Annotated in this window: 12 protein-coding genes; 2 read left to right on the top strand and 10 right to left on the bottom strand. The window is 61.7% G+C overall.

The genetic code is table 11. The annotated features are described in order from the left end of the window. Nucleotides 1-185: 185 nt before the first annotated feature. From M0H32_RS27175 to M0H32_RS27145, 7 genes are all read right to left on the bottom strand, one after another. Nucleotides 186-1,742 (bottom strand): caspase family protein, encoded by a 1,557-nt coding sequence (locus M0H32_RS27175; protein WP_248159708.1) that lies wholly within the window; start codon nt 1,740-1,742, stop codon nt 186-188. Between the two features lie 146 nt (nt 1,743-1,888). Then, nucleotides 1,889-3,721: an aminopeptidase P family protein gene (locus M0H32_RS27170; RefSeq protein ID WP_248159706.1), complete on the bottom strand. Its 1,833-nt coding sequence runs from the start codon at nt 3,719-3,721 to the stop codon at nt 1,889-1,891. A 2-nt stretch (nt 3,722-3,723) separates the two neighbouring features. After that, nucleotides 3,724-4,710: an ABC transporter ATP-binding protein gene (locus M0H32_RS27165; RefSeq protein WP_248159704.1), complete on the bottom strand. Its 987-nt coding sequence runs from the start codon at nt 4,708-4,710 to the stop codon at nt 3,724-3,726. Then, complete coding sequence (locus M0H32_RS27160) at nt 4,707-5,708, bottom strand: ABC transporter ATP-binding protein (RefSeq protein WP_248159702.1); 1,002 nt, start codon at nt 5,706-5,708, stop codon at nt 4,707-4,709. The genes M0H32_RS27165 and M0H32_RS27160 overlap by 4 nt, the downstream gene beginning before the upstream one ends. Further along, nucleotides 5,705-6,571: an ABC transporter permease gene (locus M0H32_RS27155; protein WP_248159701.1), complete on the bottom strand. Its 867-nt coding sequence runs from the start codon at nt 6,569-6,571 to the stop codon at nt 5,705-5,707. The genes M0H32_RS27160 and M0H32_RS27155 overlap by 4 nt, the downstream gene beginning before the upstream one ends. Next, the gene (locus tag M0H32_RS27150) at nt 6,568-7,509 is read right to left on the bottom strand and encodes an ABC transporter permease (protein ID WP_248159700.1); all 942 of its coding nucleotides are present in this window, start codon (nt 7,507-7,509) and stop codon (nt 6,568-6,570) included. Before M0H32_RS27150 ends, M0H32_RS27155 begins: the two co-directional genes overlap by 4 nt. A 92-nt stretch (nt 7,510-7,601) precedes the next feature. Beyond that, nucleotides 7,602-9,200: an ABC transporter substrate-binding protein gene (locus M0H32_RS27145; RefSeq protein ID WP_248159699.1), complete on the bottom strand. Its 1,599-nt coding sequence runs from the start codon at nt 9,198-9,200 to the stop codon at nt 7,602-7,604. Nucleotides 9,201-9,484: 284 nt separating this feature from the next. Here M0H32_RS27145 and M0H32_RS27140 point away from each other — a divergent pair, with 284 nt between their 5' ends. After that, on the top strand, nt 9,485-10,081 hold the full coding sequence (locus M0H32_RS27140; RefSeq protein ID WP_248159698.1) for a helix-turn-helix domain-containing protein: 597 nt from the start codon (nt 9,485-9,487) through the stop codon (nt 10,079-10,081). 215 nt (nt 10,082-10,296) lie between these two features. Here the strand turns inward: M0H32_RS27140 and M0H32_RS27135 are convergent, their stop codons facing one another. Genes M0H32_RS27135 through M0H32_RS27125 form a run of 3 tightly spaced genes read right to left on the bottom strand, consistent with a single transcriptional unit; the run spans nt 10,297 to nt 15,484 of the window. Beyond that, nucleotides 10,297-11,634 (bottom strand): HlyD family type I secretion periplasmic adaptor subunit, encoded by a 1,338-nt coding sequence (locus M0H32_RS27135; RefSeq protein WP_248159697.1) that lies wholly within the window; start codon nt 11,632-11,634, stop codon nt 10,297-10,299. 9 nt (nt 11,635-11,643) lie between these two features. Next, nucleotides 11,644-13,566, bottom strand: coding sequence for a type I secretion system permease/ATPase (locus M0H32_RS27130; protein WP_248159695.1), 1,923 nt, complete (start codon nt 13,564-13,566; stop codon nt 11,644-11,646). Between the two features lie 10 nt (nt 13,567-13,576). Beyond that, nucleotides 13,577-15,484: a hypothetical protein gene (locus M0H32_RS27125; protein ID WP_248159693.1), complete on the bottom strand. Its 1,908-nt coding sequence runs from the start codon at nt 15,482-15,484 to the stop codon at nt 13,577-13,579. Between the two features lie 245 nt (nt 15,485-15,729). On the opposite strand from M0H32_RS27125, the gene M0H32_RS27120 reads away from it, so the two are divergent. After that, the gene (locus M0H32_RS27120) at nt 15,730-15,954 is read left to right on the top strand and encodes a hypothetical protein (protein WP_248159691.1); all 225 of its coding nucleotides are present in this window, start codon (nt 15,730-15,732) and stop codon (nt 15,952-15,954) included. Nucleotides 15,955-16,071: the final 117 nt, after the last annotated feature.

The following is a 16,071-nucleotide window of genomic DNA, read 5'->3' as shown; positions in this document are numbered from 1 at the left end:
GTTGACATTCGCCGACACCGACCAACGCGCATAAAAACAGTCAAAAAACACAAGTGCTTCGACTTGAGAAGTCGCCCGCATTTCCGTTCGTCAACTCAGCCTTCCAGTCCATCCTAAGAGCTCAAAACGAAAGAACAACCCGGCAATTCACGCAAGGTCACTTTTCCATTCACAGGAACCCGCGCTCACTCGGACAGGCCATAGGCCTTTCGAAGCCCGCGTTGGGTCTGGGGACCGAACTGCCCGTCGATGCTGCCCGAATAAAAGGCCCGCTCGGCCAGCTTGCGCTGCAGTGACCGTCGTGTTTCGGCCTTGAACATCTTGGGGTTCTCGGAGAGCTGGCCCAGGACTTCCTCGTTGCCGGACCGGAGCGCCCGGTAAAGATATTCGGCTGCGTCATCGGCGCTTTTGCCGTCGACAACCCCGTCGTCGATCAGGGCGGCATAATTGAACATGGCTTCCGGGTGCCGCTGGTCCGCCGCCTGGCCGAACAGCTCGATCGCCTTTTTCGGGTCGCGCACGATCCCGAGACCGCCCTGGAAATGCAGGAAGCCAAGGTCGTTGATGGCATCGGCAAAACCTTCCGCGGCCGATTTCCGGAAGAGATCCAGCGCCTTGTCGACATCCTGGTCGACACCGATGCCGCGCTCATACATGCGGGCAAGCTCGAACATCGCCTCCGGATCGCCTGCGTCGGCCGCCTTTTCCAGAAATGCGGCCGCTTTCGCAGGATCGTAGCGGTCTTCGTCCGGATTGAGACGCATATAGGCAAGGCCCTTCAGAGCCCGGCTGTCGCCTTCCCTCGCCGCCACCTGCAACTGTTCCTCCTGGTCAACCTCCAGCCGTCCCCAGGCATTCCGGCGCGCGGTCGCCGCAAGCCCGTTTACCTCCTGGCTGGAACCGGCCAGGAAATAGGGCTTGCCGGAGAGCGAGCCGTAGGTGTGCGGTTCCTGGGCGTTTGCGGTGGCCTTCAAGACCGTGTCCCGGACCTGACGGAAAGCCAGGCCGATCTCGAGGTCTCGTGTCCTCAGCGTCTGCGCCAGCGCCATCGCGAAGGGGCTGTTGTCGCCCGCCCCGTCCAGCGCCACCGCGCCGGCCTCGGCCGCATAGGCGACCAGCGTGCCCCGCTCCGGAGACGCCGGTGCCAGCCCGCGCCCCGCCGTGCGGCTGTCCACCGTCAGGGTCTCCCGTGCGCCGTCGTCGGCGAAGGGATCGTTGCGGCAGGAATCCAGGATCACGATCCTGAGCTGGCGGGCCTTGTCGACCGCCGCCAGGATGTCGTCGAGAGACACGGAAGTGTCGGCGACCTGCTGACGGCTGCCGGCCTTGGCATCGGCCGGAACCAGGAAATTGCGCCCGCCGACCTCGATCCCGTGACCTGCGAAATAGACCAGCGCAACATCCGCCGTTTCGGCATCGAAGGCGAACTGCTTGAGCAAATTCCGGAACTCTTCCAGCCCGATATCGAAATGCTCGGAGACCCGGAAATTCAACGCGTTCAACGTATCGGAGATCAGCTTGCCGTCATTGGTGGTGTTCGCCAGATCCGGAGCATTGTCGTAGCCGGCGATGCCGACAACCAGGGCAAGGCGTTTTTCGGCAAAGGGATCCGTCCCTGTCGAGGCCTGGACCGCGCCGCCTGAGACGAGGAACAGAACCAGGACCAGACAAAGAAACAGGGAGCGAGGGTCCGAACGATGCGCGGAAACCCACGTCCGCGCGGTAGCGGGACGCAAGAGCATGAGGTTTCTCCGCAGCTGACTGAAGGTCGGCAACATGCCTGACATCATTGGCGCAAAGGCGCGCCAAGACAAGTCTCTTTTCGTCACGGAACCTTCAAGGCTTCGTGGCGCCCGGCACGCCCGTCACTGGGCGCCGACGCCGATGCTCAGCCGGCCTGCCGCCACCCGGCGGGTTTCGCAGCCAGAGGTGCACAAGAACTCTGCAGCCACCGCTGTGCCTCGTCCGAGCAACGCGCCGCGATCCGCTCCTCCACCTCGGCGTGATAATCGTTCAGCCAGGAAAGCTCGGCCTCGCTCAGGCGGTCGGTGAGCAGCGCGTCCGTCTGGATCGGGATCCAGGTGAGATTGTCGAAGGCAAGATAACCGCTGTCCGTCTCGACAATCTCGAACAGGTTCTCCAGACGGATGCCGTAGCTGCCGGCCTTGTAGTGGCCGGGTTCGATGGACATCACCATGCCCGGCGCCAGGTCGACCGGATTGTGCGGCTTGCCGATGCGCTGCGGCTGCTCATGCACCGACAACCGGTGGCCGATGCCGTGACCGGTGCCGTGGTCGTAGTCGAGCCCGAGATCCCAGAGCGGCCGGCGGCAGATGGCGTCGATATGATGGCCTTGCGTGCCTTTCGGGAACTTCAGCGTCGCCAGGGCAACCAGCGCCTTGAAGACGGCGGTGTAAGCTTCCGCATAGCCTTCCGGCAATGTGCCGAACGTAAAGGAACGGGTCGCGTCGGTGGTGCCGGTCTCATACTGGCCGCCGCTGTCCATCAGGTAGCAGGCCGACGGCAGGATCGAGGCCGAAGCCCGCGGATCGGCCGCGTAATGGCACATGGCCGCATTGCCGCCGGCGCAGGAGATCGTGCGGAAGCTTTCCGACAGGAAGCCGGACCGTGCCTGACGGCAGGCCAGGATCTTTTCCTCCGCCTCGTATTCGGTCACGGGTGCGCCATCCGCCGCCCGGGCAGGAACCGCGCTCGCCAGCCAGGCGCCGAATTCGGCCCAGGCGACGGCGTCCTCAATGTGGCAGGCCCGAATGCCTTCCAGCTCAGTCGCATTCTTGCGCGCCTTGCTGAGGGTCACCGGGCTGCGCCCGGCGACCGGCTCGGCCTGCGCTGCCCGGACCAGCTGGGTAACGGCCGCCGGTGAAAGATCAGGATCGATCAGCACTTTCGCGCCGGCATCGAGTTTTTCGGAGAGCAGGCTCAGGAACGCGGGCTTCGGATGAATGGACAGCCAGTCCGGCAGGACATCGCTCAGCCCGTCCTCAAATTTGCCTGCCTCCACAAACCAGTGCGCCGCGCCGTTCTTTTCCAGGATCAGGAAGGATTGCGGCATCGGATTGTAGGCAACATCGTCGCCGCGCACATTCAAAAGCCAGGCAATGTTGTCGGGCTGGGTTTCGACCAGAAGATCCGCTTCCCTGACCGACATGTCGACGAGCAGATCCCGGCGCTTGTCATGGGCGGACTCGCCCGCGAACTGCAGCGGAAACGCGCTGATGCGCCCGAAGGGCTCGTCGGGCTGGTCGTGCCAGACCGCATCGACCGGATTGCCGGACAGAGGCACCAGCCGGGCTTCCGTTCCAGCCAGAGCCTGTTCGAATCGCTCCACCCAGCGCGGCGGCAGCAGCATCGCGTCATACCCGATTGACCAACCGGCCTCGGCAGCTCCGCTCAGCCAGGTTTCCGGCGGATGGTCGAACAGGTGGTCCCGCTCGATCAGCTCCGCCGGGCACTGGTTCTGCGCCTGCACCGTGTAGCGTCCGTCCACGAAAAGGCGCACGCGATCCGCGGTCACGATCGCAACGCCCGCCGAGCCGGTAAAGCCGGTGATGAAGCCAAGGCGTTCATCGTGCGGGGCGATATATTCGCCCTGATGCGCGTCGAAGCGCGGCACGATCAGGGCGTCAAGACCTCGCGGCGTCAGCTCCTCGCGCAGGGCAATCAGACGGTTCGCGAGGGTGGCGCTTTTGTTGTTGTTCATTCTCAAATCTTTTCGGCATGATGGCAGGCCACCGCGCCGCGCCCTTCCAGAGGGCGCAGGACAGGCAGCTCGGCGGTGCATTTCGGGGTCTTGTGGCGGCAGCGCACATGGAACGGGCAGCCGGGGGGAATGTCCATAGGCGACGGCAGCTCGCCTTCCAGATGGATCTTGCTGCCCTTGTCGTCCGGATCGAGCGACGGCGCGGCGCTGAGCAGCGCCTGGGAATAAGGATGCGAGGGACTGGCAAACAGAGTCTCACTGTCGCCGATCTCGACAATACGGCCTAGGTAAATCACGGCCACCCGATTGGAGACATGGCGCACCAGGCGCAGGTCATGGGCGACAAACAGGATGGTGAGGCCGAGCCGCTCCTGCAGCTCCAGGAGCAGGTTGACGATCTGCGCCTGCACCGAGACATCCAGCGCGGAAACCAGTTCGTCCGCGATCAGCACTTCGGGTTCGACCGCCAGCGCCCGGGCGATGGCGATGCGCTGACGCTGCCCGCCGGAAAACTCGTGCGGGTACTTTTCCAGCGCGTCCCGGGGCAGCTGGACCAGGTCCATCAGCTTTTCAAGTCGCTCGGGCACGTCGGCCTCGCCGCACATGCCATGCACCAGCAAAGCCTCTTTCAGGATCTGGCTTGTCGTCATGCGCGGATTGAGCGAGGAATAGGGGTCCTGGAACATCATCTGGACGCGGCGATTGTAACTTCGGTCGCGTCGCTGGTCCGGCGCAAACACATCGCTCCCATGAAACAGGATCTCGCCCCCATTCGGCTCATGCAGGCGCACGATGCAGCGGGCCAGGGTCGATTTTCCGCACCCCGATTCCCCGACAACACCCAGGGTCTCGCCGCGTTTCAAATCCAGGGTCACGCCGTTCAGCGCATTGACGTCGCGCGGGGGCCTTCCGGCCACAACATCAAGCACACCGCGTTTGCCCCGGAACGTCAGGCTGACATCGCGGATTTCCAGAACCGTCTCGCTCATGCCGCGGCCCCCTCTCCGGCCCGAACCTTGTTGAAACATGCAAGCGCCCGTCCGCCGCCGGTGTCGAGCAATTCCGGCCGGGACTGGTCGCAGGCAGACGACCTGTTCGGACAGCGCGGCGCGAAGGCACAACCTTGCGGCAGGTTCAGAAGGCTCGGCGGTGTGCCGGGGATCGAATAGAGCGGCGTTCTTGGCGGCACGTTCTGCGGTACGGAGCGCATCAGACCGACCGTATAGGGATGCTGCGGCGATTTCAGAACGGCGCGCACAGCGCCTTCTTCCACGATCCGTCCGGCATACATCACCGCCACCTGGTCGCAGGTCTGCGCGACGACCCCGAGGTCGTGGGTGACCAGAATGACACCCATGTCGAAATCCTTGGCGAGCGACAGGATCAGATCGAGGATCTGTGCCTGGATGGTGACGTCGAGCGCGGTGGTCGGCTCGTCGGCCAGAAGCAGTTTCGGCCGGGCAGCGAGCGCGATCGCGATCATCACCCGCTGGCGCATGCCACCCGAAAACTGGTGTGGATATTCGCCGAGCCGGGAACGCGCCGCCGGGATGCCGACCAGATCCAGCATCTCGATGGCGCGCTTCTTCCGCTCCGACGCTGTCATCCGGGTGTGGGCCTTCAGGGTCTCGTCAATCTGAACGCCGACGGTGAGGAGCGGATTGAGCGAGGTCATCGGCTCCTGGAAGATCATCGCGATCTCGCCGCCGCGAATTGGGCGCAAGCTGCTTTCCGGCATCGCCACAAGATTATCGCCGCGCCAGAGCACCTCTCCAGTGGTCTCGCCGTAGCGGCGCGACAGGCCGAGGATCGATCGCAAGGTGACGCTCTTGCCCGATCCGCTTTCGCCGACAAGGCCGAGCACCTCGCCCCTGTTGAGCGTGAAGCCGACATTGCGGACCGCCGGAATGGAGGCACCGCCGGCGGTGAAGGTGGTGCAGAGGTTCGCAACCTCCAGCAAGGGTGTTTGAACTTGTGTCAGGGTCATCCGCGCGGCCTCAACAGATCTGCCAGCCCGTCGCCGATCAGCGAGAAACCGAGGCCGGTCAGGACAATGGCGATGCCCGGCATCAGGCTCAGCCACCAGGCGGTGGTAATGAAATTGCGCCCTTCGGCGATCAGAACGCCCCACTCGGCCTGGGGCGGCTGCGCGCCAAGTCCCAGATAGCCGAGCGACGAGCCGAGCAGGATGGCCAGCGCCATGTCGGTCATCCAGTAGACGATGATCGGGGTGATTGCGTTGGGCAGGAGATGGCGAAAGATGATCCGCCGGTCGGAATAGCCCATGACGATACCGGCGGACGCATAATCGTTGGCCTTTTGCGAGATCACTTCCGCGCGCATCAGCCTGGCGTAATAGACCCAGCCCACCAGAGTGATCGCGATATACATGTTGATCAATCCCGGACCGAGCACCGCGACCACCGCGATCACCAGCACCAGAAAGGGAAAGGTGATGATCGCATCGACCACCCGGCCGAAGACCAAGTCGGCAATGCCGCGGTAATAGCCGACCAGCGCGCCGACCACGACGCCGATCAGGAGCGCGAAGACGGTGGCCAGGAAGGCCATTTGCATGTTGACGGAATAGGCCCAGATCACGCGCGAAAACGTGTCCCGGCCCAGCAGATCCGTACCGAAGGGATGCAGCCAGCTCGGCGGCTGGCGCACAGCCATGTAGTCGATGAAATTCGGGTCATGGGGAGCGAACAGCCCCGGAAACAGGGCCAGCACCACCGACGCGCCGATAATGGCAATACCGGTCATGAAGCCGGGCTTGGCAAGGGCCAGCCGCAAACGACCCGGTTTCCTCACAACAGCCTGCGTCGAAGAGACAGTCGCATCACTCATGTCAGGCGCATCCTCGGGTCAAGCCAGCTCTGGAACAGGTCCGTCATCAGAAAGACCAGCGACACCAGCACGGCGAAGGTCAGCGTCAGTCCCTGGATCAGCGGATAGTCGCGCGCGAAGATTGCCTCCAGCATCGATCGGCCGAGGCCCGGCACGGCGAAGACTGTCTCGGTGACCAGCGTGCCGCTCATCAGCTGGCCGATGGACAAGCCCAGCAGGGTGACGGTCGAGATCAGCGCGTTCTTGAGAACGTGGCGCCCGAGGATCAGCCGGTTGGGCAGGCCCTTGGCGCGCGCGAATTGCACATATTCTGCGTCGATCACCTCGATGATCGCGGAACGCAGGTTCCGCATCAGGATCGCGGACGTATAGAGCGCCACGGTCACGGCGGGCAGGAACAAATGATAGAGCCGGTCCACGAAACTCTCGCCATACCCGCCGACCGGGAACAGTCCGAGATGCGCAGCCAGGAACGTCAGCAGCAGCAAGCCGATATAGAAAACCGGCATGGACAGCCCGACCTGGAACACGGCCCGGATCAGATTGTCCTGCCATTTGCCGCGATTGACCGCCGCCAGAAACGCGAGCGGCCCGGCAATCAGCACCGACAATGTGACGGCATAGATCGTCAGGAACAGTGTGGTCGGCAGCCGCGCCAGAACGACATCCAGCACAGGCGCCCGCGCCAGGATCGAGCGGCCGAGATCGCCTTGCAGCGTGTTGGTCAGGAACAGCCAGAACTGGGTCCAGAGCGGCGCGGACAGCCCGAGCTTGTCGCGGATCGCGGCAATATCGGCATCGGAGGCCTTGTCGCCAGCCATTGCGATTGCCGGATCGCCCGGCAACAGCCGGACCAGAAGAAAGATGATGATCATAACCAGGAAGAAGGTCGGGATCATCAGAACCAGGCGGTTCAGGGTGTATTGCACACCAGCCATGTCGGTCGCCGTTGAGTTCGTAACAGGACCGGGAGGTCAGGCACCCAGGGGGCCGGGTGCCTGAACCTCCCGCTCGTGGGAGGAGAGCTTGATCAGCGCTCCAGCGAGACGTTTTCGAAGATGTTGTTGCCGAGCGGGGTCTGAATGTAGCCATCCACCTTGCCCGAAACGGCCACCGCGAACGGGGTCTCGTACATGAACAGGAGCGGCGCCGCCTCGGCGTAGATCTCCTGCATCTGCCGGTATTGATCAGCGCGCTTTTCCGGATCCATTTCCGTGGAGGAGGCCTCGTAAAGCGCGTTGAACTCGGCATTGTTCCAGCCGGTGCCGACCGCCTTGCGGGTCGGGTAATAGCCCAGCCAGCCGGTCACCTGGCTCGGATCGTTGACATCGTCGACCCAGCCATAGGTGTGGATGTCGAATTCACCGGACCGGTTCTTCGCGCCGCGGGTCGCGCCGTCCACCTGTTCGGCGACGAGATTGATGCCGAGCGGCTGCCACATCTGCTGCAGGGCCGCGAAAATCGTGGCATCGTCCGCCGAGCCGGCCAGCGTGGTCAACGTGATTTCCGTACCCGGTTCCAGTCCGGCCTCTTCGATCAGAGCTTTGGCCTTTTCGAGATCGAAGCCGTAAAGCGGGCTCATGTCGACGGCGAGCCGGGTCGCGGACGACATCACCGGCGAGGACATCGGCTTGCCGGCGCCCTGCAGGATCAGCTGGATCAGCGCGTCCTTGTGGGTCGCGTAGTTGAGCGCCTGGCGCACACGCTTGTCGGCGAGCGGGTTCGGCGATCCGTCCGCGCGGGTTTCACGTGTGTTGATCGGCGAATAGATGATCCGGGTCGACGGGAAAAGGTACATGTTGATCGCCGGATCGGCGTCGAGTTCCTTGACCCGCGAGAACGGGATGAATTCCGCAATGTCCACTTCGCCGGCGGAGAGCTTCAGAACGCGCGTCGCGTCATCCGGGATGACTTCGAAATTCACGCCATCGATATAGGGAAGCGGCTTGCCGTCCTCGCCTTCCTTCCAGTAGTGCGGATTGGCGCTGAAGGCCATGGTCGAACCCTGCTCAAATCCGCTCAGGAAGAACGGGCCGGAGCCGACGCCCGGGCTGCCCGCGGCAAAGATGGCCGCTGATTTTTCCTGATCCGTCTCGCCGGACGCTGCGTCGAAAGCCGCCTTGGAGACGATCGCGGTGTTGAAGGTCGCCAGCATGGACAGGAGTGCCGGATCGGGATTGTCCAGGGTGATGGTGATGGCGCGTCCATCGGCCGTCACATCTGAAATTGCCGACAGCAGGCCCGACCAGGGACCGAGATCCGGATTGCGCGCACGGCCCAGCGAGAACACGACATCCTCGCCCGTGAGCGCGCTGCCGTCTGAAAATTTCAGGCCGTCGCGCAGCTGAAGCGTGATGGTCTTGCCGTCCGCGGCGACCTCGTAGCTCTCGGCAAGGCCGCCGACCAGCTCGCCACTGTCCGGGTCGGTTTCCAGAAGCGTCGAAAACAGGCTGCCGACCATCCAGATATCCGGATTGCGGTCGGCATAGATCGGATCGACCAGCTTCGATCCGTCATAGCGGGCGAAATTCAACGTGCCGCCGCGCTCGACGGCTTCGGCGGATTGATAGGGAAATGCGGTCAGTGACGTGCTCAATGCCAGCACGGCGGCTAGGGCTGCAGCCTTCATGGTGTGTCCTCCCAGATGCACCTTTCAAGAGGCCTCGGAGCTTATCGAAAGCCACTTCAGTCGCAACACATTTTTTTAGTCTGACTTTTATTTTGAGGTATTTTTTAGAAATAACTAAAATTCCTAAATCGAGTTATGTCATTGTTTTTCTGTACTCATATCCAAATTCATCGCGCAAAAACTTCACTAAAAAAATTTTTAGTATTGATAAATTTAGCCGTCTGACAGACGCTGGCCTTCTTCGACCTTGACCGTTATAAGAAGACGCCGGAACGGAGGAGCGAATGACATTGAGCGGGCCGACAGAGACCAGCCAGGCGGAGCAGGACACGCCCAATTACGGGGCGGTTATCCGCCAGCGGCGCAAGGCGCTTGGCATGACGCTGGACGATGTCGCCAAGGCGACCAATCTGACCATCGGCTTTCTGTCCCAGGTGGAACGCGGCATTTCCTCGCCGTCCCTGTCCTCGTTCCAGCGGATCGCCGGTGCGCTTCAGACCAGCCTGGAACAGCTGATCAAGGTGCCCGAACCCTATTCGGAATTTGTCTCCAGGGACAACCGCCAGACCTATGTGCTCGGCAAGGCGAAGCGGCTTTACGAAAAGCTCGGCCCCGGCTTTCCAGGCGCCCTCACCTACCCCTGCATCATCCACCGCCCGCCGGGCCATGTCTCCGAACACATGCAGCACGAGGGCGAAGTGTTCTGCTACCTGCTCGAAGGCTCGCTGGAATATCACCTCGGCGACAAGGTCTTCATCATGACCCCGGGCGACAGCATCCACCACGACACCGCCAAGCCGCATTACTCCAAGGTGCTCGGCGACGAGACCACCGCGGAGCTCTGGGTCAGCTCGACGCCGATCAATTACGGCAAGGGTTGAGAACCGGGGCCGCTGGAACAAGGGTCCGATCCTTCGAGACACCGCTTGCTCGCTGTAGCAAGTTCCACTCCAAAAAGAAGCCGGTTCGAAACAGCGAACCGGCTCAAGTTGGGCATTGCCTGAAGGCCACTTCAGGCAATGCGGGGCGAACGGCCAGGGGCTGCCGGTTTCGACGGAGCCCGCGGGAGCGGTGGCGGAACGGTCTTCTGGCGGAGCTATTCTTCGCGGAACGCGCGAGACATGCTGTCGGCAATCGGCTTGGTCAGATACTGCATGAAGGTGCGTTCATGCGTCTGGATCATGATTTCCGCAGGCATGCCCGGCGTCGGTACGAAGTCCTTCACACGCCGAAGTTCTCCCGGTGCAATATCGATCCGCGTAACATAGACCTCCCGCACGATGCCGGTCGTGTTGTCGGTGATCGCGTCCGCGGACACATATTGAACCTTGCCGTTCAGGACCGGGGTCGTTCGCTGATTGAGCGCCGACAGGCGAACCGTGGCCGGTTGGCCGACATGCACACTGTCGATATCGGTTCGTGCGACCAGCGCCTCGATGATCAAGGGGGCGTCCGTCGGCAGGATCTCGACAATCGTTTTGCCGCTTTCGATCACCCCGCCAGCGGTGTGGTAGTGCATCCTCACGATGGTTCCGGAAACCGGGGCCTGAATCACCGCCCGCTCCAGGACGTTGCGCGCCTTGCGCGACTGCTCCCGGGCAGAATCCAGCTCCGCCTCGATGGTCTGCAAATCGTCGAGCACCTTCTCGTGATACGCCGCCTGGGTCTGCCGGACCTGCTCCTTGTGCTGTGAAATCTGGGAATCCGCCTCACGCATCAGCGCACTCAGGCGACCGATCTGCCCCTCGGCTTCCGCGATCGCGCGTTCCATGGCATTCAAGGTTGGCTTCAGCACAAGCCCCTTCTCAAAAAGGTGCTTCTTGCCTTCATGCTCCTCTCTCAACAGTTCAAGCTGCTTGACCATGGAGCTTCGTTGTTCGGCATAGCTTTCGCGGCGGTGCTTGATCCCCTGGATCGATCCCTCGAGAATGCTGATGTCGCTCATCAGTTTGGTGCGCGATCCAAGGAAGTTGAGTTTCTGCCCTGCCAGGATCGTCGCGATCTCCTCGTCGCCCGCGTGGTTTTTCAGAATTTCCGGAAAGACGACTTCATCCAGTTTCAGATATTCCGCGCGAAGCCGTGCGTTGATTGCCTCAAGTCGCGCCAGCTTGAGCCACAACTGACGTTCGTTAGCCGACGCAACGGTCTCGTCAAGCTGGACGATCGGCTCCCCCGCATGAACCCGTGCCCCTTCCTGCACCAGGATCGCCTTGATGATGCCGCCTTCGTAATGCTGGACCTTCTTGTTCTGCCCGGTCGCGACGAAGGTGCCGCTGGCAATCACGGCAGCTGCCAGGGGCGCTGAAAACGCCCAGGCTGCAAATCCGCCAACACAGAACACCAGCAGAAAAACTCCGATCAGCGTGTGCGTGAAAATGGAACGGGGAACGGTTGCGAACCAGTCGTCCTGTTCAGCGTGTGCAATACTGCTCATGATTTTTCCTCACCCATTCTGCGGAATGTTTTTCTGCTTGCGCCGCTCGGCGAGCGCCTCCAGCACCTCATTGCGGGCGCCGTACATGCTGATGCCCCCATCCGCCAGAAGCAGGACCCGGTCGACACATTTCAGGAGAGACGGCTTCTGGGTAACGGCGACCACCGTGATCCCCTGCTCCTTGGCGTGCGCCATGGCGCGCGCCAGTGCTTCGTCTCCGTTGGTATCCAGATTGGAGTTGGGCTCGTCCAGGACCACGAAACGCGGACTGCCGAAGAAGGCCCGCGCGAGTGCGATCCTCTGTTTCTGACCACCGGACAACGGCGCGCCATCCGAAGCGACAAAGGTCTCGTAGCCATGGGGCAATTCGGAAATCATGCTGTGCACATCCGCCAGACAGGCCGCCTCGTAGATCTGCTCGTCCGTGGCGTCTTCCCGCATGCGGGCAATGTTCTGCTTGATTGTGCCGGGAAACAGCTGAACGTCCTGGGGCAGATAGCCGATATTCTCGCCAAGCTGCCTCTGGTTCCAGTTGCGCAGGTCCATCAGGTCGAGCCGCACCGCCCCGGAGGTCGGCAGGATAGAGCCGACCAGCATCTTGCCGAGCGTCGTCTTGCCCGCCCCGGAATTGCCGATGATCGCAAGCGAGTCGCCCGCCTTCAGGGAGAACGTGACGCTGTTGAGGACGACCCGTTTCGTTCCTTGCGGAACATAAAGCAGGCGCTCGACGTCAAGGCGCCCTTGCGGCTTGGGCAGAACCAGCCGCTCTGTGTTCAGGGGCGACGATTTGAGCAGGCTCGAAATCCGGCCATAGGCGCTGCGGGACAGCAAGAACTGGTTCCAGCCCTCGATCGCCCCTTCGATCGGCGCAAGCGCCCGTCCGCCGATGATCGAGGCGGCGATCACCATGCCACCTGTCAGCTCGCCCTGGAGCGCCAGGAACGTACCCCAGCCGAGCATGGCAACCTGGGTCAAAAGGCGGACCGCCTTAGTCAGGGACGCAAACACGATGTTCCGGTCCTGCGCATGCACCTGCGCCTTGAGCGAGGCGGCCGTGTCGCGCCCCCACAGATGCACGGCCTCCGGGATCATCGCCAGCGCGTTGATGATCTGGGAGTTACGAGACATCGCATCGAGATGCAGGTTGGCCTTGCTGAGGTTTTGGTTCGCGTCGCCGAAAAGACCCGATGTTGCCTTCTGGTTGATCAGAGCGATCACCAGCAGCACCGCACAGGTCCCGGCAACGATCATGCCGAGATGCGGGTGGATCAGGTAGATCGCCACCAGGAACAGCGGTGCGAACGGACCGTCCAGGAAGGACATCAGCGTGCCGGAAACCAGGAAACCGCGCAGCTGCTGGAGATCGTTCAGCGTCTGGAATTCCTTGCCGTTGCTGTTCAGCGAGGCTCGCGCCGCGGCCGCCAGGATCGGCGACCCGAGCTGGGAAGCGAGTTCCACCGCCGTGCGCATCAGGATGAAGCGCCGGATGGCGTCAAAGGCGGCCTGCAGCACCACAGCGCCGACAATGACGCTAGTCAGCATGACGAGCGTGTCCATGGATCGGCTGCTCATCACACGGTCTGAAATCTGAAACAGATACACCGGGATCGCCAGCACGAGCACGTTGATGACACAGGAAAACACCATCACGATCATCATGTTGCGCCGTACGGCCGCGAGCCCCTTGTCCAGAGCTTTTGAAAAATCGACCGGACCGGATCGTTTGTGGAATTTCGGCGGCGCTCCCCCGCCGCCTCCGATGTTGTTGTTCGCCGGCGGGCGATCCTGGCGCGACCGGTCGAACACCCGCCCCTCGGCAGAGGCGCGGCCTTCAGGCTTCGCTACGGTGTCACGCGTATCCGGAGAAACCACCTTCGCCTCGGCCGGCTTGTCACGTGCCCCCCAGCCGTGGCCTTCATATGCATTCTCCATCTTTCGCCCCCTATGCGACCAGCGTTGCCATCGGATCCACGCAAACCTCGTCGGGGACCTGATTAAGACTGACCTGTTCTGTTTCTTGTTGGCCGAACGGGAGCATCCCATCGGCAAGAAAGACGACGGCTTCGGACGCCAGCCCGCCGGACCCGGCATCGGCATAATCGACGTCACCGCAAATAATTTCGGCCTGATAGAGCACCGCTTCGGAATAGGTCTCGCCCGCCACCCTGATGGTGGTGTCGACACCGACCTCCTGAATGACCGCTGCGTTGTAGAGAATGTTGCCGTCGTCGCTGATGGTCACCGAGTCGTCGCCGATATCGACACCGAAGGTGGCGACGCTGTCATTGTCGGCAAGAAGGTTGGTCTGTTCCACATAGGTAACGTCGAAAACGTTGCCGCTGACGTACAGCACGTTGACCTGGTCATAGAGTGTTGTTGATGCGCCGTAGACGGTTTCGAGAAGACCTCCGTCAAGGTCGCCGTCTCCGCGCCCAGAAAGGCCGTTCGCGGTTGCTTCGTCCAGTCCGGTGACCGTCGCCTGGTAGTTGGAAACGATATAGGCATCGTTCCAGAGCAGATTGTCGACCTGATCCGCCGCGCCGGGCGTCTCGGCTGGCAGCGGGCTCCCCTCCGCAAATAGCCGGTCAAGATCCATCAGCACATTGGCCTGGGTGATGATGTTCGCGCTGTAATAGTTGCCATCGATGACGATCAGGTCATAGAAATCGCTGACCTGCGAAAGGCTCAGCGTGTTGGAGAGGATATTGCCGCCGGACAGGACCGCCGTACCGGATCCGTCCTCCTGGTAGATGACCGTGTCGTTGTCGGTCAGGATGTTGGTCTGGACAATCCAGTTCAGGAAGGTCAAGTCACCGTCGTGATAGGTAATGTCCCAGTTGATGGGGTTGCCGCCGGCCGGATTGTCCATACGCAGCGCCGTATCACCTGCCTCCATCGAGGCAAGATTGAAGCTATGCACCGGTCCGGCTGTTTCCATGGCCGGCGGCTGCCCTGCTCCGGCGGACGCCGCTCCGGAGCCGCCGATGCGCACATTCGTCTGGCTGATGAGATCGATGTCGTAATAGTCGCCAAGAACCGTGATGACACCGGCCTTGCCCCAGACGTCCACGAGCACGGCTGCGTTGTTGAGCGTGTTGCCACCGGTCTCGATTTCAAGAAATCCATCTACCTCAAAGCCCGACTGTTCGGCGCTGGCGCCGGAAGCCTTTTTGGGTTCGTTCATGCCCGCGTCGCCGGTCTCGTCGCTTTCAGGGGCGTCATATCCCTTCACCGTCTTTCGGACTTCCGCGAAGTCCGGACGCTCCTCGACCTGCTCGCCGTTTACGAAGGTGTTTTGTGTTTCGACGCCCGTTGCAAGAACCTGCTGACCCTCCATCGGTTCCGACAGTTGAAGGGTCTCGGCTTTGGCGGTCCAGGTCTCGACAATGTCGGACAGCGCCGATTCTGTCGCCGGACCATCGGGTGTTCCGAAAGCATGAAGTGCGCCCGAGTCAAGCAACGTGGCGTGGACCGAAGCGAGTCCCGGTCCCAACGACGCGAAATCGAACGCGAGGCCGGAGTTTGAAAAATAATCGTTGTCGCTGAGAACGTTCGAGAAATTGATGACAACGCCGACAGCGTTCGGCAGAACCGGCGCGTTTTGGAAAACGACACTGAAAGCAAAGCTCTTCGGCAATGACAGGAAGAGAGGGCCGAAATCGGGCTCTGCGTGATACAGGGCCGCGCGCATCGGCAGATCGAATTCCGGGAATGGCTTGAGCGCCGCCGGAATATCCGCCTTCAGCGTCGGGTGGGAGAATTCGTGAAAGACATCCGCCTGCACGTCCAGCAGGTCGTATCCAGCCTTGAGATGCACCTCGTTCGCCGAAATCGCGTTTGCGATCTGCATCTCCGCCGCTTCCGCGGCCCGAAACTCCAGATATTCAATTCGGGCCCGGGCATCTTCAACGGACAAATATAAACAGCCGACAAAATGCGCGACGGCTTCTCTTGAAAGATCGTCATAATTAAACATTGAGACCTCGATAAAAACCCAAGCACAGAGAACGGCTCTGACCTTCTTAATTATCTGGCCGAGCCGCGATAGAGGCCGCCTCGGGCTGCGCAGGTTTTCGCCCGCGCAGCCCGTGTTCTTTGTCAGGTTGCTTAACCGATGCTGCCCAGGTCTTCGCCGGTCGAGATGGTCTCCATGGAACCGCCGACGACCGTCAGGTCGATGGAGTTGTTAAGGATATTCTCGCCCTGGACCAGGGTGTTGGTGAACGCCGCGGTGTCATTGCTGGCATTGGCTTCGGCAGCGGAAACGCCTTCGACAATCGCATCGTCACCGGCACGGGTGTTGAAGTTGCCGTCGCCTAGCCCGCATTTCTCAAAGCATTAGGTGCATCGGCCCCAAGAATCTGAGAACATTCTTTTGCAACAGAGAGTTATCAGGTTCTGATGCGGGGTCCGATGCCAACACACTGTATCTGCGAA

This window comes from Roseibium sediminicola (assembly GCF_023156505.1).
Lineage (GTDB): Bacteria > Pseudomonadota > Alphaproteobacteria > Rhizobiales > Stappiaceae > Roseibium > Roseibium sediminicola.
Note: the sequence above shows the minus strand (reverse complement) of the source record. Positions and strands in the feature narration are given on the sequence as shown.